At 64.0% G+C, this 20,704-nt stretch carries 19 protein-coding genes and 1 riboswitch; of the genes, 8 read left to right on the forward strand and 11 right to left on the reverse strand.

Features of this window, described 5'->3' with window-relative positions:
* The 4 genes from chvE to araD1 all read left to right on the forward strand — a co-directional run.
* The coding region (gene chvE / locus EOA38_RS06835; RefSeq protein ID WP_145965930.1) for a multiple monosaccharide ABC transporter substrate-binding protein at window positions 1–927 on the forward strand (927 nt) is incomplete at its 5' end.
* Window positions 928–1,114: 187 nt separating this feature from the next.
* The gene (gene mmsA / locus EOA38_RS06840; protein WP_126090273.1) at window positions 1,115–2,650 is read left to right on the forward strand and encodes a multiple monosaccharide ABC transporter ATP-binding protein; all 1,536 of its coding nucleotides are present in this window, start codon (window positions 1,115–1,117) and stop codon (window positions 2,648–2,650) included.
* Entirely contained in the window at window positions 2,647–3,939 is a 1,293-nt protein-coding gene (gene mmsB, locus EOA38_RS06845) for a multiple monosaccharide ABC transporter permease (RefSeq protein WP_127298804.1), read from the forward strand. Before mmsA ends, mmsB begins: the two co-directional genes overlap by 4 nt.
* 207 nt (window positions 3,940–4,146) lie before the next feature.
* Window positions 4,147–5,136, forward strand: a complete 990-nt coding sequence (gene araD1, locus EOA38_RS06850; protein WP_127298805.1) for an AraD1 family protein — start codon at window positions 4,147–4,149, stop codon at window positions 5,134–5,136.
* A 182-nt stretch (window positions 5,137–5,318) separates the two neighbouring features.
* Here the strand turns inward: araD1 and EOA38_RS06855 are convergent, their stop codons facing one another.
* The gene (locus EOA38_RS06855; RefSeq protein WP_126090277.1) at window positions 5,319–6,086 is read right to left on the reverse strand and encodes an ABC transporter substrate-binding protein; all 768 of its coding nucleotides are present in this window, start codon (window positions 6,084–6,086) and stop codon (window positions 5,319–5,321) included.
* A 92-nt stretch (window positions 6,087–6,178) separates the two neighbouring features.
* A complete protein-coding gene (locus EOA38_RS06860) occupies window positions 6,179–7,273 on the reverse strand; it encodes a 2'-deoxycytidine 5'-triphosphate deaminase (protein ID WP_127298806.1) in 1,095 nt (364 codons plus the stop codon).
* Window positions 7,274–7,419: 146 nt separating this feature from the next.
* Window positions 7,420–7,497: riboswitch (SAM riboswitch) on the forward strand.
* Window positions 7,498–7,570: 73 nt separating this feature from the next.
* Here EOA38_RS06860 and EOA38_RS06865 point away from each other — a divergent pair.
* Complete coding sequence (locus EOA38_RS06865; protein WP_126090279.1) at window positions 7,571–8,758, forward strand: O-succinylhomoserine sulfhydrylase; 1,188 nt, start codon at window positions 7,571–7,573, stop codon at window positions 8,756–8,758.
* Window positions 8,759–8,796: 38 nt separating this feature from the next.
* On the opposite strand, the gene EOA38_RS06870 is transcribed toward EOA38_RS06865, so the two are convergent.
* Window positions 8,797–9,942: a ceramide glucosyltransferase gene (locus EOA38_RS06870; protein WP_127298807.1), complete on the reverse strand. Its 1,146-nt coding sequence runs from the start codon at window positions 9,940–9,942 to the stop codon at window positions 8,797–8,799.
* Window positions 9,943–10,166: 224 nt separating this feature from the next.
* Here EOA38_RS06870 and apaG point away from each other — a divergent pair, with 224 nt between their 5' ends.
* Window positions 10,167–10,559 (forward strand): Co2+/Mg2+ efflux protein ApaG, encoded by a 393-nt coding sequence (gene apaG / locus EOA38_RS06875; protein WP_126090281.1) that lies wholly within the window; start codon window positions 10,167–10,169, stop codon window positions 10,557–10,559.
* A gap of 217 nt (window positions 10,560–10,776) precedes the next feature.
* Here apaG and EOA38_RS06880 read toward each other — a convergent pair whose 3' ends face one another.
* The 3 genes from EOA38_RS06880 to EOA38_RS06890 all read right to left on the reverse strand — a co-directional run bounded on the left by EOA38_RS06880 (window position 10,777) and on the right by EOA38_RS06890 (window position 14,043).
* Complete coding sequence (locus EOA38_RS06880; protein WP_127298808.1) at window positions 10,777–11,808, reverse strand: Hsp33 family molecular chaperone; 1,032 nt, start codon at window positions 11,806–11,808, stop codon at window positions 10,777–10,779.
* 108 nt (window positions 11,809–11,916) lie between these two features.
* A complete protein-coding gene (argF, locus tag EOA38_RS06885) occupies window positions 11,917–12,828 on the reverse strand; it encodes an ornithine carbamoyltransferase (RefSeq protein ID WP_126090283.1) in 912 nt (303 codons plus the stop codon).
* Window positions 12,829–12,843: 15 nt separating this feature from the next.
* Entirely contained in the window at window positions 12,844–14,043 is a 1,200-nt protein-coding gene (locus tag EOA38_RS06890) for an aspartate aminotransferase family protein (protein ID WP_127298809.1), read from the reverse strand.
* Between the two features lie 356 nt (window positions 14,044–14,399).
* Between EOA38_RS06890 and EOA38_RS06895 the strand changes: the two genes are divergently transcribed.
* Complete coding sequence (locus EOA38_RS06895; RefSeq protein ID WP_127298810.1) at window positions 14,400–14,918, forward strand: GcrA family cell cycle regulator; 519 nt, start codon at window positions 14,400–14,402, stop codon at window positions 14,916–14,918.
* A 146-nt stretch (window positions 14,919–15,064) separates the two neighbouring features.
* Here the strand turns inward: EOA38_RS06895 and EOA38_RS06900 are convergent, their stop codons facing one another.
* The 3 genes from EOA38_RS06900 to EOA38_RS06910 form a co-directional block, all read right to left on the reverse strand.
* Window positions 15,065–16,075: a magnesium and cobalt transport protein CorA gene (locus tag EOA38_RS06900; protein ID WP_127298811.1), complete on the reverse strand. Its 1,011-nt coding sequence runs from the start codon at window positions 16,073–16,075 to the stop codon at window positions 15,065–15,067.
* Window positions 16,076–16,163: 88 nt separating this feature from the next.
* A complete protein-coding gene (phoU, locus tag EOA38_RS06905; protein WP_126090287.1) occupies window positions 16,164–16,886 on the reverse strand; it encodes a phosphate signaling complex protein PhoU in 723 nt (240 codons plus the stop codon).
* A gap of 108 nt (window positions 16,887–16,994) precedes the next feature.
* Window positions 16,995–18,260 carry an ATP-binding protein gene (locus EOA38_RS06910; protein ID WP_127298812.1) on the reverse strand — a complete coding sequence of 422 codons (1,266 nt, stop codon included), beginning with the start codon at window positions 18,258–18,260 and terminating at the stop codon, window positions 16,995–16,997.
* A 194-nt stretch (window positions 18,261–18,454) separates the two neighbouring features.
* Here EOA38_RS06910 and ppk2 point away from each other — a divergent pair, with 194 nt between their 5' ends.
* Entirely contained in the window at window positions 18,455–19,360 is a 906-nt protein-coding gene (gene ppk2, locus EOA38_RS06915; RefSeq protein ID WP_127298813.1) for a polyphosphate kinase 2, read from the forward strand.
* Window positions 19,361–19,447: 87 nt separating this feature from the next.
* On the opposite strand, the gene EOA38_RS06920 is transcribed toward ppk2, so the two are convergent.
* A complete protein-coding gene (locus tag EOA38_RS06920) occupies window positions 19,448–20,194 on the reverse strand; it encodes an enoyl-CoA hydratase-related protein (protein WP_126090290.1) in 747 nt (248 codons plus the stop codon).
* 11 nt (window positions 20,195–20,205) lie between these two features.
* Window positions 20,206–20,704 (reverse strand): acyl-homoserine-lactone synthase (locus EOA38_RS06925; protein ID WP_127298814.1); only part of this gene is annotated, 499 nt, incomplete at its 5' end.

Here is a 20,704-nt window from a genome sequence, read left to right on the forward strand (position 1 = left end):
GTCAAGTCCCAGCTCGAAGCGCTCGGCTACACGGTCGACCTGCAATATGCGCAGGACGACATTCCGAACCAGCTCAGCCAGCTGGAAAATGAAATCACCAAGGGCCCGAAGGCGCTGATCATCGCCTCGATCGACGGCACCACCATGGCCGATGCGCTGCAGAAGGCCAACGATGCCGGCGTGGTTACCGTCGCCTATGACCGCCTGATCAAGAAGACCCCGAACGTCGACTACTACACCACCTTCGACAATTTCGGCGTCGGCGTGATCCAGGCGAATTCCCTGGTCAAGGGCCTCAAGGAGCGCTTCCCGAACGCCAAGCCATGGAACGTCGAACTGTTCGGCGGCTCGCCCGACGACAACAACGCCTTCTTCTTCTACAACGGCGCGATGTCCGTCCTGCAGCCGCTGATCGACGACGGCTCGATCAAGATCAAGTCCGGCCAGATGGGCATGGACAAGGTCGGCACGCTGCGCTGGCTCGCCGCCACCGCGCAGGCCCGCATGGACAACCTGCTCTCGGCCAACTACTCGGACGGCAGCCGCGTCGATGGCGTTCTGTCGCCCTATGACGGCCTGTCGCGCGGCATCACGGCCTCGCTGCGCGCCGTCGGTTACGGCACGGACGCACAGCCCTGGCCGATCGTGACCGGCCAGGACGCAGAGACCGCCTCGGTCAAGCTGATCATCTCGGGCGAGCAGTATTCGACGGTGTTCAAGGACACCCGCGAGCTGGCCAAGGCCACCGTGCAGCTGGTCGACAAGGTGCTCTCCGGCGGCAAGCCCGACGGCCTCGACGACAAGACCTACAACAACGACGTCAAGGTCGTTCCCTCGATCCTGTTGACGCCGCATGACGTCGACAAGTCGAACTACCAGGCGCAGGTCGTCGACTCCGGCTACATCAAGGCCGACGAGCTGAAGTAATCCGGCTTGGAAAACGAGGGGTCCTGCGCGACGCAGGGCCCCTTTTCGTTCAGAAGCGACCCCGGTATTGTTTTTGCCGGCTTCTGCAGTGCCATGCGCCGTCGCGGCGCGGACAAGGCTGCAGTATGTTGATTTCGCGCATGATGCTTTCCAAAGGGAAGGCATGCGCCAGGGAGTGGAATTCCTGATGGCCTCGACGATTTTGGAGATGCGCGACATCACCAAGACGTTCCCCGGCGTGAAGGCGCTGTCGAACGTCACCCTCAGCGTCGAAGAAGGAGAAATCCACGCCATCGTCGGCGAGAACGGCGCCGGCAAATCAACGCTGATGAAGGTGCTGTCGGGCGTCTATCCGTCCGGAACCTATGAGGGCGAAATCATTTTCCGCGGCCAGGAATGCCACTTCAAGGGCATCCATGACAGCGAGCATATCGGCATCGTCATCATCCACCAGGAGCTTGCCCTGGTGCCGATGCTGTCGATCGCGGAAAACATCTTCCTCGGCAACGAACACGCCACCTACGGCGTCATCGACTGGAACGCCAACGAGAAGCGAACCGGCGCCCTGCTCAAAAAGGTGGGCCTCAAGGAAGATCCCAAGACGCTGATCACCAATATCGGCGTCGGCAAGCAGCAGCTGGTCGAGATCGCCAAGGCGCTGAGCAAGGAAGTGAAGCTCCTGATCCTCGACGAGCCGACCGCCTCGCTCAGCGAGAAGGACAGCCAGGCGCTGCTCGACCTCCTGCTCGAGTTCAAGCGGCAGGGCATGACCTCGATCCTGATCTCCCACAAGCTCAACGAGGTGAACCGCGTCGCCGACAAGGTCACGGTGATCCGCGACGGGCGCACCATCGAGACCCTGCCCAGGAACGACATCAGCGAAGACCGCATCATCACCTCGATGGTCGGTCGGTCGCTCGACGACCGCTACCCGCCGCGCGAGCCGAACATCGGTGAGGTGGTCTTCGAGGTCAAGGACTGGTCGGTCTTCCACCCGATCCATGCCGAGCGGCAGGTGATCAAGAACGTCAACCTCAATGTGCGCAAGGGCGAGGTGGTCGGCATCGCCGGATTGATGGGCGCCGGCCGAACCGAATTCGCGATGAGCCTGTTCGGGCGCTCCTACGGCCGGCATATCACCGGCGAGGTCCTGCACCGAGGCAAGCCCGTCGATCTTTCGACGGTGAGCAAGGCGGTGGCAAATGGCATCGCCTATGTCACCGAGGACCGCAAAACCTACGGCCTCAACCTCATCGATCATATCAAGCACAATGTGACGCTCGCCAACCTTGGCGGCGTTTCGAGCCGCGGCGTCATCGACGACATGCGCGAAATGAGCGTGGCCAACGACTATCGCAAGAAGACCAACATCCGCGCCTCCAGCGTCTACCAACTGACCGGCAATCTCTCGGGCGGCAACCAGCAGAAGGTGGTGCTGTCGAAATGGCTGTTCGCCGACCCGGAGCTGCTGATCCTCGACGAGCCGACGCGCGGCATCGACGTCGGCGCCAAGTACGAAATCTATACGATCATCGCCCGCCTCGCCGCCGAGGGCAAGGCGATCATCGTCATCTCGTCGGAAATGCCGGAATTGCTCGGCATCACAGACCGCATCTATGTCATGAACGAAGGGCGTATCGTCGGCGAAATGGCGGCGAGCGACGCCAGCCAGGAAAAAATCATGCGCGCCATCGTTCGCGGAGAAGGAAAAAAAGCATCATGAGCACAGAAAGCGCTCCCGCACCGCAGACCGGCGCTGCCGAAGACGTCAAGCAGGGTCCGCGCGTCGCCGTCTCGGCGCTGACGACGAACCTGCGCGAATACGGCCTGATCATCGCGCTGATCGTCATCATGCTGTTCTTCCAGTACACGACCTCGGGAACGCTGTTCAAACCGGTCAACCTCAGCAACCTGGTGCAGCAGAACTCGTTCATCATCGTGATGGCGCTGGGGATGCTTTTGGTCATCGTTTCCGGCCATATCGACCTCAGCGTCGGGTCGGTGGCGGGCTTCATCGGCGCGCTGGCGGCGATGATGATGGTCATCTGGCCGCTCGGAATATTCAGCAACCCGCTCGTGGTCTCGATCGTGTGCCTGATCGTGGGCGCCCTCATAGGCGCGGCGCAAGGCTCTTGGATCGCCTATCACCGGATACCGAGCTTCATCGTGACGCTGGCGGGCATGCTGATCTTCCGCGGCATCTGCCAGGCGCTGCTGGGCGGCGGCTCGTCGGTCGGACCGCTTCCGGACAGCTTCAAAGCGCTGAGCTCAGGCTTCATTCCGGACGTGATCGGGCCGCTGACGCTGATCCCGCCGACGGTGAATGCCGCCGGCAAGACCATCGTCGGCAGCGGGCTTACGCTGCACATGACGACGATCGTGCTCGGCCTCATCGCCGTTCTGGCCTATGCCTATTTCGGGCTGAGGGCCCGCCGCAAGCGTGAGCGTCATGGCTACGAGGCCGAGCCCTTCCCGCTGTTCGTCATCAAGACGCTGGTCGGCAGCGCATTGGCGCTGTTCCTGGTCGTCCAGTTCGCCAGCTACAGGGGCCTGCCGGTGGTGCTGCTGGTGATGGGCGTGCTCATCTCGCTGTTCGTCTTCGTCACCAAGCGCATGACCATCGGCCGCCGCATCTATGCGATGGGCGGCAATGCCAAGGCGGCACAACTTTCGGGCATCAACACCGAAAGGCTGACGCTGCTGGTCTTCATCAACATGGGCGTGCTGTCGGCGCTCGGCGGCCTGATCATCGCGGCGCGCCTCGGCCAGGCCGTGCCGGCCGCCGGCCTCGGCAGCGAGCTCGACGTGATCGCGGCCGTCTTCATCGGCGGCGCCTCGGCGATGGGCGGCGTCGGGCAGGTGATCGGCGCCGTGGTCGGCGGCTTCATCATGGGCGTGATGAACAACGGCATGTCGATCATGGGCGTCAATGTCGACTGGCAGCAGGTGGTCAAGGGCCTGGTGCTGCTCGGCGCCGTCATCTTCGACGTCTACAACAAGAACAAGGCTTAAGGCCGGGAGCGAGGATTTAGGAGGCATACGGGTTCTAGATCGCGGAGCTGCCGGCAACCCGTCGGCGTCAGAAGTCCTCTGAAGGACCACACTCGCGAGCGCAATCCGGACGAAGAGTTTCAACCGTGGCACGGATCGGTTCCGGGCCGCGCCGGTCAGGGTTTGCCCATCGGCAGCCGGGCCAAGACAAAAGAGAGAGGGCTCATCATGCTGATTTCCCAGATCCTCGACGACGCCGAGACGATCCGCGTCGTTGCCCGCAGCGGCGGCAAGACCCGGGTCATCAACGGCGCGCGCAGCGTCTATTCGCTGGCGATGGAGGCGGCGCGCACCGGCACCGGCCTCGTAGCGCTGATCGAGCGCAAGGGCTACGGCGAGACGGTCGACCTCGACGCCGCCTACAAGAAGGGACGCCTGGTATCGCCGATCAACCATCCCGATCCCGCGCATCTCCACCTTACCGGGACCGGACTGACGCATCTCGGTTCCGCCGCGACGCGCGATTCCATGCACAAGAAGCTCAGCGACGGCGAAGAGCAGCTTACCGATTCCATGAAGATGTTCCGCATGGGGCTGGAAGGCGGCAAGCCGCCAAAGGGCGAGATCGGCGTGCAGCCGGAATGGTTCTACAAGGGCAACGGCACCATGGCGATTGCGCCCGGTGCCGCGCTGATGTCGCCCGCCTTCGCGCAAGACGCCGGCGAGGAGCCTGAGATCGCCGGCATCTATGTCATCGGCGACGACGGCGCGCCGTTCCGCGTCGGCTTCACGCTGTCGAACGAGTTTTCCGACCACGTGACCGAGCGGGTGAACTATCTGTTCCTCGCCCATTCCAAGCTGCGCAATGCCTCGTTCGGACCGGAAATCCTGATCGGCGACCTGCCGGCCGACATCCGGGGCGCATCGCGCATCTGGCGCGGCGGCAAGCTGCTTTGGGAAAAGCCGTTCCTGTCGGGCGAGGCGAACATGTCGCACACCATCGCCAATCTCGAGCACCATCATTTCAAGTACTCGGCCTTCCGCCAGCCCGGCGACGTGCATGTGCACATGTTCGGCACCGCGACGCTGTCCTTCGCCGACGGCATCAGGACAGAGGCCGGCGACGTGTTCGAGATCGAGGCCAAGGATTTCGGCCTGCCGCTGCGCAACCCGCTCGAGATCGAAAAGCCGGTGAAGGTGTCGGTGAAGGCGTTGTGAGGGGCGGCTTTCCCTTCTCCCCTTGTGGGAGAAGGTGGATTGGCGCGTAAGCGCCGAGACGGATGAGGGGTGTTCCAGCGAAGCGAAGCGTTGGCGTTCCCTGGAACACCCCTCATCCGACCTCGCTTCGCGAGGCCACCTTCCACAGGGGGGAGAAGGTAAGGCGCGCGGCAGCTTCAACCTCAATAAATATCGAAGTCGAAATACTTGGCCTGGATCTTCTTGTAGGTGCCGTCGGCGACGATGGCGTCGATCGCCGCGTTCAGCCTGTCGCGAAGTGCCGTGTCCTCCAGGCGCACGGCGATGCCGGCCTCGGTCTCGGTGCCCTTGACGTCGCCGACCAGCTTGCAGCAGCCGTCGCTCGCCTTCTTCAGCCAGTCGACTAGCACGAACTTGTCCGAGATGACGGCGTCGAGGCGGCCATTCTGGAGATCGGTGATCGCCTCCTCCTGGGTCGGGTAGAGCTTGGCCTCAGCGCCGGCCTTGCCATAGGCGTCCTGGGCATAGTCGGCCTGGGTGGTCGAGGCCTGGGCGCCGACCGTCTTGCCGGCCAATGCGGCCGGATCGGTGGAGGTGAGAGGGCTGTCCTTCGGGGCCACAAGCGCCAGCGGCGTCGTGTAGTATTTGTGGGTGAAGGCGACCTGCTTCTTGCGCTCCTCGGTGATGCTCATCGAGGCGATGATGGCGTCGAACTTCTTGGCCTGCAGCGCCGGAATGATGCCGTCCCAGTCCTGGGTGACGATCTCGCATTCGACCTTCATCTGCGCGCAGAGCGCGTTGGCGATGTCGATGTCGAAGCCCTCGACCTTGCCGTCCGGCGTGATGGTGTTGAACGGCGGATAGGCGCCTTCGGTGCCGATCTTGATCTTTTCCGCCGCGATCGCGGAACCGGCGCCAAGCGCCAGCACGGCGGCCGCCGCAGCCGATACGATCCATCTGGATATCTGCATTTTCGTTCTCCCTCAGTCAGTTCTGGAGCCGGTGAAGCGCAGCCAAGCATGGCGCGCGAGGCTGAGCAAGCACAGTCTGATTGCAGCGCGGATCAGCGCGCCGCGCGGAAATGCTTGGAGAGCTTCAGGCCTTGCGCCTGATAATTGGAGCCGAGATCGCTGCCGTAGAGCGCCCGCGGCCGCTTCAGCATGTGCTCGTAGACCAGGCGCCCGACGATCTGGCCGTGATCGAGGATGAACGGCACCTCGTGGCTGCGCACTTCGAGCACCGCGCGGCTGCCGCTGCCGCCGGCGGCGGAATGGCCGAAGCCCGGGTCGAAGAAGCCGGCATAGTGGACGCGGAACTCGCCGACCAGCGGATCGAAAGGCGTCATCTCGGCGGCATAGAGCGGCGGCACATGCACCGCTTCTCGGCTGACCAGGATGTAGAACTCGTCCGGATCGAGGACCAGCTCGCCGGCGCCGCTCTTGTAGATCGGCTCCCAGAAATCGACGACGTCCTGCGCGGCGCGCTTGTCGACATCGACGAGGCCGGTGTGATGCTTGCCGCGATAGCCGACCAGACCGTCCTTGTCGCCGTCGAGGTCGATGGAAAGCGCGATGCCGCCGCCGGAAATGTTGGGCGGATCGGTGGCGACCAGCATCTCGGCCCGGTGAAGCTCGCGCAGTTCTTTCTCCGACAGCACCGCGTTGCCGATGCGGAAGCGGATCTGCGACAGGCGCGAGCCGGCGCGCACGACGATCGGGAAAGTGCGCGGGCTGACCTCGAGATAGAGCGGGCCATGGTAACCGGCGGCGATCTTGTCGAACTCATGGCCGCGGTCGGTCATGACGCGCGTGAAAATGTCCAGCCGTCCGGTCGAGCTCTTCGGGTTGGCCGAAGCCGACACTTGCGCCGGCAGCGCCAGGCTTTCGAGCAGCGGCACGATGTAGACGCAGCCTGTTTCCAGCACCGCGCCCTCTGCGAGGCTGAACTCATGCAGCTTCAGCCGGTCGAGCTTGTCGGCCACCAGATGATCGGGGCCGGGCAGGAAGGAGGCGCGCACGCGGAAGGCCGTGTCGCCCAGCCTGAGATCGAGGCTGGCAGGCTGGATCTGGTTGGTGTCGAGCGCGCGCGGCGACTTCAGCGCACCCGATTGGAACAGCGCCGCGATGTCCTGGTCCGGAAGAATGCCTGTCTGCCGCAAGGTCTGGCTCCGATCGAAGGCCGGGCAAGTGCGTGGTTCTTTTGCAGGCTCTTGCCGCAAAACCGCAAACGGTCTGCGGTATCTGCCTGGTACAAACCTCTTAATCAAGCCGGCAATTGACGCAAGCGCGGCGCGGGTCTAAAGGGTCGTTATCCCGTGGTGATTTGGCCGGTCGGCTTGCAGCCACGTTAAACAAGTCGCTAAAGGACCGTTGGCCGCAAGGCCGTATGGACCGGTTGCGACATCGCGGCCGGTTTTTTTGTGTTTGGACTGTTCTTTGCGAGTGGAATTAGGGCGATGAGCAAAACGCGCGATTGGAAACCTCAGACGGCACTCGTGCATGGCGGGACGCTGCGTTCCGGCTTCGGCGAGACCGCCGAGGCGATGTATCTCACCCAGGGCTATGTCTATGAAACGGCCCAGGCGGCCGAAGCCCGTTTCAAGGGCGAGGAGCCCGGCTTCATCTATTCGCGCTACGCCAACCCGACGGTCGACATGTTCGAGAAGCGCATGTGCGCGCTGGAAGGCGCGGAAGACGCCCGCGCCACCGCCTCCGGCATGGCGGCGGTCAGCGCGGCGCTGCTGTGCAGCGTCAAGGCCGGCGACCACATCGTGGCGGCCCGCGCGCTGTTCGGCTCCTGCCGCTGGGTGGTCGAGACGCTGGCGCCCAGATACGGCATCGAAGCGACGCTGGTCGACGGCACCGACATCGCCAATTGGGAAAAGGCGGTCAGGCCGAACACCAAGCTGTTCTTCCTGGAAAGCCCGACCAACCCGACGCTGGAGGTGGTCGACATAGCCGCGGTCGCCGCTTTAGCCAATTCGATCGGCGCGCGGCTGGTCGTCGACAATGTCTTTGCCACGCCGCTGCAGCAGAAGCCCTTGCAGCTCGGCGCTCACATCGTCGTCTACTCGGCGACCAAGCATATCGACGGACAGGGCCGTTGTCTGGGCGGCGTCATCCTGTCGGACAAGAAGTGGATCGACGAGAACCTGCACGACTATTTCCGCCACACCGGCCCGAGCCTGTCGCCCTTCAACGCCTGGACGCTGCTCAAGGGCCTGGAGACGCTGCCGCTGCGTGTGCGCCAGCAGACCGAGAGCGCCGGCAAGATCGCCGATTTCCTGGCCGGCCGGCCGGAGATCGCCCGCGTCATCTATCCGGGACGGGCCGACCATCCGCAGGCCGATATCGTCAAAAAGCAGATGTCGGGCGGCTCGACGCTGATCTGTCTCGACGTCAAGGGCGGCAAGCAGGCGGCCTTCGCGTTCCAGAACGCGCTCGACATCGTGCTGATCTCCAATAATCTCGGCGACGCCAAGAGCCTCATCACCCATCCGGCGACGACGACGCACAAGAACCTGAGCGACGAGGCGCGCGCCGAACTCGGCATCGGGCCTGGCACGCTCAGGCTGTCGGTTGGCCTCGAGGATACGGACGATCTGCTGGCCGACGTCGAACAGGCGCTGAAAGCGGCAAAGTAGCGGATTGCAGGCTGATAACGAGATCGCCTGGGCGCGGCTCAGGCGATCTCCTCCAACTCGGTCATCGCCTTGGTGCGGATGGTCATGGCGTTGCCGCGCCACTCGACCGCGCCGCCCAGCCAGCCGCGCGCCCAGATGGCGGGAAGCATCAAGTCGCGCACGATCATCGCAGTGACGCTGCGCGGCGACAGGTACCAGCCCTTGGACCAGGCGAGCAGGCATTCCGGCACATAGGCGATCGCCAGCACGCAAAGCGCCGCGGTGGGGAGGCTGACACCGGCGCTTGCCGCCGCGACCAGCGCGAAAATCAGCGGCACAACCACGCCGGTCAGGACCTCGGGCGCGAAGAACAGCGGGAAGGTGACGCGGCGCAGCCGCGCCCAGCGTGCCTGGCGCGACCAGATTTCGGCAAGCCGGCGCTGGCCGAGCGGCTGCTCGAAGGGCGAGGCGACGAGATTGACGCGCAGTCCCAGGCCGTTGACCAGCTTGGTCGCGGCCGCGTCCTCGGCGATCTCGGCGGCCAAAGCCTGGATACCGCCATTTGCGTCGAGCATCGGCTTGTTCCACAGCATGCTCTTGCCCTGCGCGAAGCCAAGGCCAAGCGCTTCGCCGGCGTACTGCCAGCGCGCCTGCAGCGTGTTGAGGAAGGCGCATTCGACTTCGGCCCAGAAGCCGTCCGGCCGCGAGCCGACCGGCGTCGAGCAGACGAGGCCGGTATCCGGCCGCCAGGCCGCCATCAGATGCTGGACATAGTCCTTGGGCATCAGCACGTTGGAATCGGCAAGGACCACCCAATCGTGCCGGGCCGCCTGCCAGCCCTTGACGCAGTTGTTGAGCTTGGGGTTGGCGCTGATCCTGTCATCGCCGACGAACAGCCGCGCCGGGACTTTGGGATGACGCCCTATGGCGACATTGATCAGCTTGACCACGGGGTCTTCGACGTTGGCGACGCAGAAGATCAGCTCATAGCGCGGCCAGTCGAGCGAAAAGGCGCGCTCGAGCGTCTCCTCGGTGAACGGCTCGACGCCGCGTGACGGCACGACGATGGAGACCGGCGGCTGCTTGCCGGCGGGCGTAGGGATGACGCGAGGCGCCTTCAGCCGCGACGAGGCGAGCAGGATGCTGGCGAGATTGGAGAAAAGAAGGGCTGACGAGGCAAAGGCGGCTGCGAAACTCAGTTCCATGGAGATCTTGTCACTCCGGACAGGCCGCCCGCGGCCGTTTCATCAGTCGACAGCGCGCGCCCGAGTCGCTCGCACGGTTTGCGCACACCAACATTGTCATGTGTCACTTAAATGACATTGTTTATCTGCACGTGCGTCGGAAGGTCGGCAGGTTAGACGGCGCTTCGTTGCTAAAACCGCGGAGAGCGACAAATTATTTCCTGCCGCGGCAACCGGAGTGGCCCATGTATCGCGCCGTGACGCGCAACATCGAAGTGCAGGTCAGGCCGTTCTATCTGGAGGATCGTTCCGATCCGGCCGAGAACCGCTATGTGTGGGGCTATCAGGTAACGATCGACAACCGGTCGAACGAGTTCGTGCAGCTTCTGTCGCGCTACTGGCACATCACCGACGGGCGCGGCCGCGTCGAGGAAGTGCGCGGCGCGGGCGTCGTCGGCGATCAGCCGGAGCTCAACCCCGGCGACAGCTATCAGTACACGTCGGGATGCCCGCTCTCGACGCCATCCGGCATCATGGTCGGCCACTACACGATGCGCAACGGGCGCGGCGAGACGTTCGACGTCGCCATCCCCGCCTTCTCCCTCGACATGCCTGGGACAAGGCGTACGGTGAACTAGGGCAGTCGAGCGATTGGCGAAATCCTCCGCGACGGCGTCTTTCTCCCCGTCACTATACGGGGAGAAATGCCCGGCAGGGCAATGAGGGGCAGCGCCAAGCTTTTGAGATTTTCTTTCGAACAGAGCGAGGGGCGCTGGTATGGCCAATGCAGGCGCCGCCCCTCATCCGCCTGCCGGCACCTTCTCCCCGTATAGTGACGGGGAGAAGGAAGGGCATTCACTCGGCCGCGAAATCCGCCGGATCGAAGTCGTACTGCGTCGAGCAGAACTCGCAGGCGACGTGGATGCCGCCATCCTCGGTGCTTTGCTCTATCTCCTCGGCCGAAAAGCCTTCGAGGATGCCGCGGATCTTGTCGCGCGAGCAGGAGCACTGGTCGGCGACAGGAACGCTGCGGAAGACGCGCACGCCGTGCTCGTGGAACAGCCGGTAGAGCAGCCGTTCGGCGCCCACCGTAGGGTCGATCAGCTCCGTCGGCTCGATGGTGCCGAGCAGCGCCAGCAATTCCTGCCAGGAATTGTCGGCCGGCTCGTGCGCCACGTCGCGCGGATCGCCGTCGCCGCCCGAAATGTCGGGCACGCGCATGCGCTCCGGGGACTGCGGCAGGAACTGCGCCAGGATGCCGCCGGCGCGCCATTGCTCGCGCGCGCCGCCGGGGCCCGGCGTCACCAGCTTGGCCACCGACATCCTCAGATCGGTCGGGATCTGCTCCGACCGGCGGAAATAGGTGCGCGCGGCGTCTTCGAGCGATGTGCCGTCGAGCTGGACGATGCCCTGATAGCGCTGCGTGTGCGCGCCCTGATCGATGGTCAGCGCCAACACGCCATTGCCGAGCAGTTTCTCCTGCGAGATCTCGCCTGAGGCGGCCAGCGCCTGCAGCCGGTCTGCGTCGAAACGCGCATAGGCGCGCAGCGCATCCGGCGTGGTGAAGTCCGCCACCAGCATGTCGACCGGCCCGTCGGTGCGGGTCTGCAGGATGAACTTGCCCTCGAACTTCAGCGAGGTGCCGAGCAGCACGGTCAGCACGCAAGCTTCGGCCAAGAGACGCGCGACCGGCTCGGGATAGTCGTGGCGGCTCAAAATCGCGTCGAGCATCGGCCCGAGCTGCACGGTGCGGCCGCGCACGTCCAGCGGCGCGACCTCGTAGGGGACGACATGGTCGTCGCCGGCATAGCCGAATTCACCGAGTCTGGGTTGATGTTCAGCCAATGGACGGGTTTCCAACATGACAAAGCTCCAGGGCGCGGCCATGCCGCCCCACGGGCCGCATGCGTCCAAGCGCGTTCGATTTGCGTGATGGCCCCCAAATAGGCATCACGTATCCCCAGATCAAGTTGGCCCGGATCAAGCCAGCCCCGGTCAAGCGCCCAGGCACCAGGCCAGCACCGCCTTCTGGGCGTGCAGCCGGTTCTCGGCCTCGTCGAACACCACCGAATGCGGTCCGTCGATCACCTCGTCGGTGACCTCCTCGCCGCGATGCGCCGGCAGGCAATGCATGAAGAGCGCGTCGGACTTCGCTCTGGCCATAAGCGCGGCATTGACCTGATAGGGCAGGAAGACGTTGTGGCCGCGGGCGCGATGCTCCTGGCCCATCGACACCCAGCTGTCGGTGACGACGCAATCCGCCTGGTCGACCGCCTCTTCGGCCGAGCGCGCGAACCTGACCTTGCCGCCATTGGCCTTCGACCAGTCGACATATTTCTCGAACGGCTCGCTGCCCTCCGGCACCGCGACGTTGAGATTGAAGCGGAACCGCGCCGAGGCTTCCAGCAGCGAGTGCAGCACGTTGTTGCCGTCGCCGGTCCAGGCGAAAGTCTTGCCGGCCACCGGACCGCGATGCTCCTCGAAGGTCATGATGTCGGCCATAAGCTGGCAGGGATGGGTGTCGTCGGTCAGCCCGTTGATGACCGGAACGGTCGCGTTCTGGGTGAGCTCCAGCAACCGGTCGTGCGAGGTGGTGCGGATCATGATGGCGTCGACATAGCGCGACAGCACCTTGGCGGTGTCGGCGATGGTTTCGGAACGGCCGAGTTGCATCTCGGTGCCGGTCAGCATGATGGTCTCGCCACCGAGCTGGCGCATGCCGACATCGAAGGACACGCGCGTGCGCGTCGACGGCTTGTCGAAGATCATCGCCAGCACTTTGCCCTCGAGCGGTTTCGTCCGCTCGCCGGCCTTGAGCCTGGTCTTTCGCGCCACCGCATCGTCCAGCATCAAGCGCAGGTCGCCCGCGGAAACGGCGGACAGGTCGGTGAAGTGGCGAACGTTCATCGGCAAATTCCAGGATTACTTCGCGGCTTCGGCCGCAATCGCGTCGGTCAAGCCCTTGGCAGCGGCACGGATGCGCTTCAGTGCCTCGCCGATCTCCGCGTCGCTGACGGTGAGCGGCGGCAAGAGGCGGATGACGTTGTCGCCGGCCGGCACGGCAAGCAAGTGCTGGTCGCGCAGCGCCATGTTGACCTTGGTGTTGGGCATGGCGCATCTCAACCCAAGCATCAGGCCGGTCCCCCTGATGCCTTCAATGACATCGGGAAATTCGTCGGCGACCGACGCGAGGCCCTGCTTCAGAAGCAGCGCCTTGCGCTGAACATCCTCGAGGAAGCCGTCGGCCAGCACGACGTCGAGCACGGCGTTGCCGACCGCCATCGCCAGCGGATTGCCGCCGAAAGTGGTGCCGTGCACGCCAGCCGTCATGCCGGTTGCGGCCTCGTCGGTGGCGAGGCAGGCGCCCATCGGGAAGCCGCCGCCGATGCCCTTGGCGATCGCCATCAGGTCAGGCGTCACGCCGGCCCATTCATGCGCGAACAGCTTGCCGGTGCGGCCGATGCCGCACTGGACCTCGTCGAAGATCAGAAGCAGGCCGTGCTGATCGCAGAGCTGGCGCAGACGCTTCAGCGACTGCGTCGGCACCGGGCGGATGCCGCCCTCGCCCTGCACAGGCTCGATCAGGATCGCCGCGGTCTCCGGCGTGATCGCCTTTTCGGCGGCGTCGATGTCGTCGAACGCCACCTGGTCGAAGCCCTCGACCTTCGGCCCGAAGCCTTCGAGATATTTGTACTGGCCGCCGGCGGCGATCGTCGCCAGGGTGCGGCCGTGGAAGGCGCCCTCGAAGGTGATGATGCGGAAGCGCTCGGAGTGGCCCTTGACGAACTGGTAGCGCCGCGCCGTCTTGATCGCACATTCCAGCGCCTCGGCGCCGGAATTGGTGAAGAACACCTTGTCGGCAAAGGTCGCCTCGACCAGCCGTTCGCCCAGCCGGCGCTGCTCCGGAATCTCATAGAGGTTCGAGACGTGCCACAGCTTGGCCGCCTGCTCGGTGAGCGCCGCGACCAGATGCGGATGGCTGTGGCCCAGCGAGTTCACGGCGATGCCGCCAGCGAAATCGAGATATCGCTCGCCCTTTTCGGTGACCAGCCAGGTCCCCTCCCCGCGGTCGAAAGCCAGGGGTGCGCGAGCAAAGGTCTCGTAAAGCGCCGAACCGCTCATTATATGCGTCTCCGGAACCGGAAATCAAAAAAGCCGCCAAAGCGGCGGCCTTTGCGGCTTATCATGTTTTTCGGCCATGAAGTCAACGAAAACGTCGCGCAGAAGCGCGCGGCAAGCCTCCGACGGCACGCCGGCTCATGAGCGGTCAGGCAAGTTGGGGAAAACCGAAAAAACCGAATCGTGTTGCCCTGGGGACTCTTGTCACCGAGTCAGCGCATAAGGTATTTGTAGTTGAGAAATAACTAGATTTCGTGCGGCGGATCTAATCACCCGGTACATGTGGTGTTGTTTGCCCGGCGGGAGTCGGGTCGGGAAAGGATTCTGACTGCCGTACGCCTCAGCAGGAGCGCGGTCTCATGAACTGGACTGACGAGCGGGTCGAACTTCTCAGGAAATTGTGGTCGGAGGGTCTCAGCGCCAGCCAGATCGCCGCACAGCTCGGCGGGGTGAGCCGCAATGCCGTCATCGGCAAGGTGCATCGCCTGAAACTCTCGGGCCGCGGCCGCGCGACCGCAGCGCCGGCGCGGCAGAAGAAAGCGTCGCAGGGAGCCTCGATGCAGAAATCGGTGGCTCGCGCGGCAAGTGCTGCACGTCATGTGACGGCCTCGATCGGCGCGACCGCGCTGCAGGTGCAGTTCGACGCGGAGCCGGTGGCGCGCCACTATATCCGTCCGGTCGAGAATGTGGTGGTGCCGATCTCGCGCAACCTGCAGCTCGTCGAGCTGACCGAGCGCACCTGCAAGTGGCCGAATGGCGATCCGCTGTCGGAAGACTTCAGCTTCTGCGGCTACGACGCCGCCGAGACCGGGCCGTACTGCAAATATCACGCCCGCATCGCGTTCCAGCCGGCGGCGGAAAGGCGCAGAAGCCGCTGAGCGAATAGCGAATAGCGAATAGCGAATAGCGAATAGCGAATAGCGAATAGCGAATAGCGAATAGCGAATAGAACAGTGTCGGTATTGGAGCCCGGCGCAAGCTTCTTTTGTCGCTATTGGCTACTCCCTATTCGCTATTCGCTTTTTCACAGCCACCCATTCTTCCTGAAGCGCCAGTACAGGAACGAGCAGATCAGCGTGATCGCCACCAGCACGGTCGGGTAGCCGTATTCCATCCTCAGTTCAGGCATGTCGGTGAAGTTCATGCCGTAGATGCCGGCGAAGGCCGTCGGCACAGCCAGAATGGCTGCCCATGAGGCGAGCTTCTTGGAGATCGCCGTTTCCTGGCTCTGTCCGACCAGAAGGCTCGCTTCGAAGGCGAAGGCCAGGACCTCGCGCAGGCTGTCGATCTTTTCCTGTACGGTGCGGATGTGGTCGGTCACGTCGCGGAACAGCGGATGCATGGCGGGATGGATCTGCGGCAGCTCGGCGCTGGTCAGCCGCCGGCAGACCTCGACCAGCGGCAGCGCCGCGTTGCGCAGCCTGAGCAGATCGCGGCGCAGCATGTAGAGGCGCTCGATGTCTGTGCCAGTCATCGGCTTCAGCAGCACCTTGTCCTCGATCTGCTCGACCTCGTCCTCGATCTGCTCGAGAACCGGCATGTAATTGTCGACGATGAAGTCGAGAATGGCATAGAGGACGAAATCCTCGCCCTTGGCGAGCGAAGACGGGCAGCTTTCCCAGTGCTGACGCACTGCGGCGTAGGAGGTCGAGGGACCATGCCTGACGCTGACGATGTAGCCGGTGCCGACGAAGAGATGCGTCTCGCCGAAGGTGACGCGGCCCTCGATCAGTTGGGCCGTGCGGGCGACGATGAACAAGGCGTCGCCATATTGCTCGATCTTCGGCCGTTGATGCGGATGCTCGGCATCCTCGATTGCCAGATCATGCAGATGAAACTGCGCCTGCACCCTGAGCAACAGATTGCGGTCGGGCTCGAGCAGGCCGATCCAGACGACATGGCCGGGCCTTGCCGCCCATTCGCCGGCCTCTTCGACCGTGATGTCGGCGATGCGTTTGCCGGCGGAATAGACGCTCGAGGCAATGATGCCGGATGTCGGCTGCGGGACCGGGGTCAGGTTTCGAACTTGCTCCATCGCAAACCTCCCGAGACAGCGACTGACAAAATCGCCGCACCTGGAGGAGCTTAGCCTAAATCAGCAAGCCGTTCGAGGGCCCGCCTGTTCACTTAGCCGGTACCGAGCCCGGGGACACCACCTGGTCGGTCTTGTCGCCCTTCGGCCGATCGGCCGGCATCTGGTCGCCGGTGACGATGTAATAGATGGTTTCGGCGATGTTGGTGGCGTGGTCACCGATCCGCTCGATGTTCTTGGCGCAGAACAACAGATGCGTGCAGGGTGTGATGTTGCGCGGATCTTCCATCATGTAGGTCAAGAGCTCGCGAAACAGCGAGGTGTACATGGCGTCGATCTGGTCATCGCGGTCGCGCACGAAGCCGATCTTCTCGACCGAGCGTGACGCGTAGACGTCGAGCACTTCCTTGAGCTGCGTCAGGGCCAGATTGGCCAGTGCCTCGAGGCCGCGGAACAGGCTGTTCGGCTGGCGGCCGTCGACCGCCGCCACGCGCTTGGCGACGTTCTTGCCGAGGTCGCCGACGCGCTCGATGTCGGCCGAGATGCGGATCGCGCCGACGATCTCACGCAGATCCGTCGCCATCGGCTGCCGCCTGGCGATGATCACGATCGCCTTGTCGTCGATCTCGCGCTGTCCCTCGTCGAGGACGATATCATCCTGGATGACCTTCTGGGCGAGACCCTGGTCGGCGTTGACCATTGCGGCGACCGCCTGCTCGACCATGCGCTCGGCATGCCCGCCCATGGCGGCGATGCGCTTCGACAGGAATTTCAGCTCTTCGTCATAGGCACTGACAATGTGGACGGATTGCATGGATATGCCTTCCCGGTTTCTGCCGGCTGGTGCGTTCCCCCAATCTGTCGCTGATACGCGAACCGGATGACAGAAAGAAGAAATTGCCGGTTGCCAACCAATATAGGATCAATGAGCCGGCAAATGAACCGTGAACGCCGCGCCCTTGCCGAGTTCCGACTTGATCGACAGCCTTGCATTGTGACGGGTCAATATATGCTTGACGATCGAAAGGCCAAGGCCGGTGCCTTTCTGGGTCCGGCTGTTTTCCACATCGACGCGGTAGAAGCGCTCCGTGATGCGGGGAATATGTTCCTCGGCAATGCCGGGGCCATAGTCTCTTATGGTGACGTCGATGCCTGCGTCCGGGCCGTCCTCGCTGCCGGCGATGGAGACTGTAACGTGTCCGCCCGACTGGCCGTATTTGCAGGCATTCTCCAGGAGATTCTCGAAAACCTGGAACAGCTCGTCGCGGTCGCCGGGCACGGAAATCGGGCCATCGATGAAGTCCCTTTCGATGACGAGACCGTTCTCGCTGGCCAGGGGTCCGAGCGAATCGATGACGCTGTCGATAGTCTGGCGAAGGTCGACCTCGGTTCCCGGCTTCAGATAGGGTTTCATCTCCAGCCGCGACAGCGACAGCAGATCGTCGATCAGGCGCGCCATGCGGCCCGTCTGGTTCTGCATGATCTGCAGGAACTGGTCGCGCGCCGCCGGATCATTGCGCGCCGGGCCGCGCAATGTCTCGATGAAGCCGGCAATCGAGGCGAGCGGCGTGCGCAGCTCATGGCTGGCATTGGCGATGAAATCGGCGCGCATGCGGTCGATGCGGCGCGCTTCGCTCTGATCCTTGAACACCAGCACATAGAGGTCGGTGGCATGGCCGACCGAGGACGCGCTCACCCGGTATGTCCGCTCCACGGGGAGCTTTTCGGTGTAGTCGACGACGTCGGACGCAACGGTTCCCGAGACGATGCCGTCAAGCAAGGCCTGCATTTCCGGCGCGCGGAATTTGAGCGACAGCGACATGCCGGGCGCCAGCCCGCCGAAGGCGGCGAAGGCAGCCGCATTGGCGTGAACGATGGTGGCGGCGTGGTCGAAGATGATCAGCGGATCGGCCACGGCCGCCGCAAGATATTCGCCGGAGAGCCGCTGCAGGCCGCCGGCCTCGATCGCCGCCGCGACGTCGGCGGACTGTCGTTCGGCATCGGCGGGCAGCATTGCGGCTGCGACCAGTAAGATCACGGCCAGCAGCGGCACATAGACCGAGATGCCGCCGAAAGCATGGACGGCGAAGATCGCGACGACGGCCGCGGCCAGCAACCAGCGGCGGCGGCGCAGCCGGGCGACGATGGCTTCCATCGCGCCTTTTCGCTCTGCGCCCGTATCGACCATGCGCTACCCCCGGTTAGCCGGCCAGCGGATATCGCCTTTGACCAGCCTTGCGCATGGCCCTGAAAATCGGGATCGATTTTCGCAATGGTTCATGCGCAAAATCAACATGCTACGGCGTCATTGCGTCCGGACGGACACGCGGCGTCGCAGAGGCTCCATAGCATGAGTCCGCAAGCCGGAAAGGGTTCGTCTCGATGAAAAAAGTCAAGGAACAAGCCGAAACGGCGCCTGCCTCAGGACCGATCAAGATCAAGATCGGCGGCAAGGACCGCGAGTTCGACATCGACAACCCGGTGCTTCCGGACTGGATCGAGGCCAACAAGCTCACCGCCGGCGGCTATCCTTACGACAAGAAGATGAACAGCGAGGACTACGACAAGGAGCTCGAGTGCCTGCAGATCGAGCTGGTCAAGGCGCAGGCCTGGCTGCAGGCTGCGGGCAAGCGGGTGATGGCGCTGTTCGAGGGACGCGACGCGGCCGGCAAGGGCGGCACGATCTTCGTGCTGCGGCAGTACATGAACCCGCGCACGGCGCGCAACGTGGCGCTGACCAAGCCGACGCCGACGGAGCTTGGGCAGTGGTATTACCAGCGCTATGTCGACCATTTCCCGACCTCCGGCGAGTTCGTCACCTTCGACCGTTCCTGGTACAACCGCGCCGGCGTCGAGCCGGTCATGGGGTTCTGCACGCCGCAGCAGTGCGAGAAATTCCTCGACGAGACGCCGCATTTCGAGCGCATGATCTGCAACGAGGGCATCCACTTCTTCAAATTCTGGCTGAACATCGGCCGCGAGACGCAGCTCGAACGGTTCCATGACCGCCGCTGGTCGCCATTGAGGAACTGGAAGTTCTCGCCGATCGACATCGCCGGCATCAACAAATGGGACGACTACACCGAGGCGCGCGACCGGATGGTCGAGCGCACCCACAAGGAGTTCGCGCCCTGGATCGTCGTGCGCGCCAACGACAAGCGCCGCGCGCGGCTTGCCGTCATCCAGCGGATCCTGTTGTCGCTGCCTTATGACGGGCGCGATCTCGATGCCATCGGCAAGCAGGACAAGAAGATCATCGGCGAAGGGCCGTCGTTCCTGGAGAAATAGCCTTGCCGGCACCCGCCGCCCAGCGTCCAAACGTTACAGCGCCGCGCATCTTTGGGGTGCGCGGCGCTGAGCTTTTTACGAGAGTGCTCAGGCGGCCAGGCGGGCGATCCGCTGCAGCCGCTTCAGTGTTGCGTCGTCCTGGAGCGCCTGCTGGAACAGCGATATCTCATGGTCGATGCGGTCGCACAGAACGTCCGTATCGCCCTTGAGCAGACCGCGCGTCTGCAGCAGCGCGGCAACCGGCTTCTTGGCGAGCTGCCTTGCCCGCGCCAGGGCCATCTCCTCCGCGCTGCCTTCCACGATCTCGCCGACAAGGCCAAGCGCCTTGGCGTCCTCGACGCCCAGCGTGTCGCCCAGGCAGAAGAACCGGAAGGCGCCGGCATAGCCGAGCTTCTGAGGCGCCAGGATGCTGGTCGCGGCATCCGGCACAAGGCCGAAATCGACGAAGGGCACCCTGAAGGTGCTGCCCCTCGAAGCAATCACCATGTCGCAGTGGAACAGGATGGTGCAGCCGACACCGACGGCATCCCCGTCCACGCAGGCAAGGACGGGCTTGGGGAACGTCGCCAGCATGCGGAACATGTCGGTGACGGCGGCGATGAGCTGCTTGTGCTTGGTGGCGTCGAGGAACTCCGAGAAGTCGCCGCCAAGGCAGAAGCAGCCGGCGAGGCCGCGCAGCACGACCACGCGGACGTCGTCATTGACGGCGGCTTCGTGGAAGGTCCGGGCGAGGCTCGCATAGGCATGCCTGTCCAGCACCGGCCGGCCGTCATGCGAGGATACCGTGACGACCAGCGTGTGGCCGCGCAGTTCCGGTTCGGGATGGAAGCTCATGACCACCTCCCTCACGAAGCCTGCCGCAATCCGAGCTGGCCGGGATAGCCCCTGTTCAGCACCGGCAGGAAGTGATTGCGGCGCTGGCGCACCACATTCAGCGTGTGCTCGGTGAAGGTGAGCAGCGTCGCCACGACCTGCTGGTTGCCATAGGTGCGCTGGTAGCCGAGCGGCGTCGCCAGGAAGTGCAGCTGCAGCGCCCGCAGCACCCACATCGGTTCGAATTCGATGATGACCTGGTTGACGCCGCGCTTGAGGCCCCATTCGACGAAGCCGGCGATCAGCTCGGTGCCGACCGTCGAAACCCCGCGCTTCCCGTCGCGAAAGCCCGGCGCCACGGCATAGCGGGTAAGCTCCCAGACATTTGGCCCCGACGGGGGCGTCCCTTCATAGAGATCCGACAGGACGTCGGTCAGAAGATGCGCCCGCGTCGTCGGCAGCATGCGCTGGTAGCCGGCGAGTTCGCCGTTGCGGATGACAAGGTGATGTTCGGCCTCCTCATGGTCGAAC

Origin of the sequence: Mesorhizobium sp. M1E.F.Ca.ET.041.01.1.1, assembly GCF_003997355.1 — a bacterium.
Taxonomy (GTDB): Bacteria; Pseudomonadota; Alphaproteobacteria; order Rhizobiales; family Rhizobiaceae; genus Mesorhizobium.

What these genes read in the sequence shown, in the direction of transcription:
- EOA38_RS06870 (WP_127298807.1), bottom strand. Translation starts at nt 9,942, where the DNA reads ATGGAACTGAGTTTCGCAGCCGCCTTTGCCTCGTCAGCCCTTCTTTTC.
- EOA38_RS06880 (WP_127298808.1), bottom strand. Translation starts at nt 11,808, where the DNA reads ATGGCCGCGCCCTGGAGCTTTGTCATGTTGGAAACCCGTCCATTGGCT.
- mmsB (WP_127298804.1), top strand. Translation starts at nt 2,647, where the DNA reads ATGAGCACAGAAAGCGCTCCCGCACCGCAGACCGGCGCTGCCGAAGAC.
- argF (WP_126090283.1), bottom strand. Translation starts at nt 12,828, where the DNA reads ATGAACGTTCGCCACTTCACCGACCTGTCCGCCGTTTCCGCGGGCGAC.
- EOA38_RS06920 (WP_126090290.1), bottom strand. Translation starts at nt 20,194, where the DNA reads ATGAGCTTCCATCCCGAACCGGAACTGCGCGGCCACACGCTGGTCGTC.
- araD1 (WP_127298805.1), top strand. Translation starts at nt 4,147, where the DNA reads ATGCTGATTTCCCAGATCCTCGACGACGCCGAGACGATCCGCGTCGTT.
- phoU (WP_126090287.1), bottom strand. Translation starts at nt 16,886, where the DNA reads ATGCAATCCGTCCACATTGTCAGTGCCTATGACGAAGAGCTGAAATTC.
- EOA38_RS06890 (WP_127298809.1), bottom strand. Translation starts at nt 14,043, where the DNA reads ATGAGCGGTTCGGCGCTTTACGAGACCTTTGCTCGCGCACCCCTGGCT.
- EOA38_RS06910 (WP_127298812.1), bottom strand. Translation starts at nt 18,260, where the DNA reads ATGGTCGATACGGGCGCAGAGCGAAAAGGCGCGATGGAAGCCATCGTC.
- mmsA (WP_126090273.1), top strand. Translation starts at nt 1,115, where the DNA reads ATGGCCTCGACGATTTTGGAGATGCGCGACATCACCAAGACGTTCCCC.
- EOA38_RS06855 (WP_126090277.1), bottom strand. Translation starts at nt 6,086, where the DNA reads ATGCAGATATCCAGATGGATCGTATCGGCTGCGGCGGCCGCCGTGCTG.
- ppk2 (WP_127298813.1), top strand. Translation starts at nt 18,455, where the DNA reads ATGAAAAAAGTCAAGGAACAAGCCGAAACGGCGCCTGCCTCAGGACCG.
- EOA38_RS06900 (WP_127298811.1), bottom strand. Translation starts at nt 16,075, where the DNA reads ATGGAGCAAGTTCGAAACCTGACCCCGGTCCCGCAGCCGACATCCGGC.
- apaG (WP_126090281.1), top strand. Translation starts at nt 10,167, where the DNA reads ATGTATCGCGCCGTGACGCGCAACATCGAAGTGCAGGTCAGGCCGTTC.
- EOA38_RS06865 (WP_126090279.1), top strand. Translation starts at nt 7,571, where the DNA reads ATGAGCAAAACGCGCGATTGGAAACCTCAGACGGCACTCGTGCATGGC.
- EOA38_RS06895 (WP_127298810.1), top strand. Translation starts at nt 14,400, where the DNA reads ATGAACTGGACTGACGAGCGGGTCGAACTTCTCAGGAAATTGTGGTCG.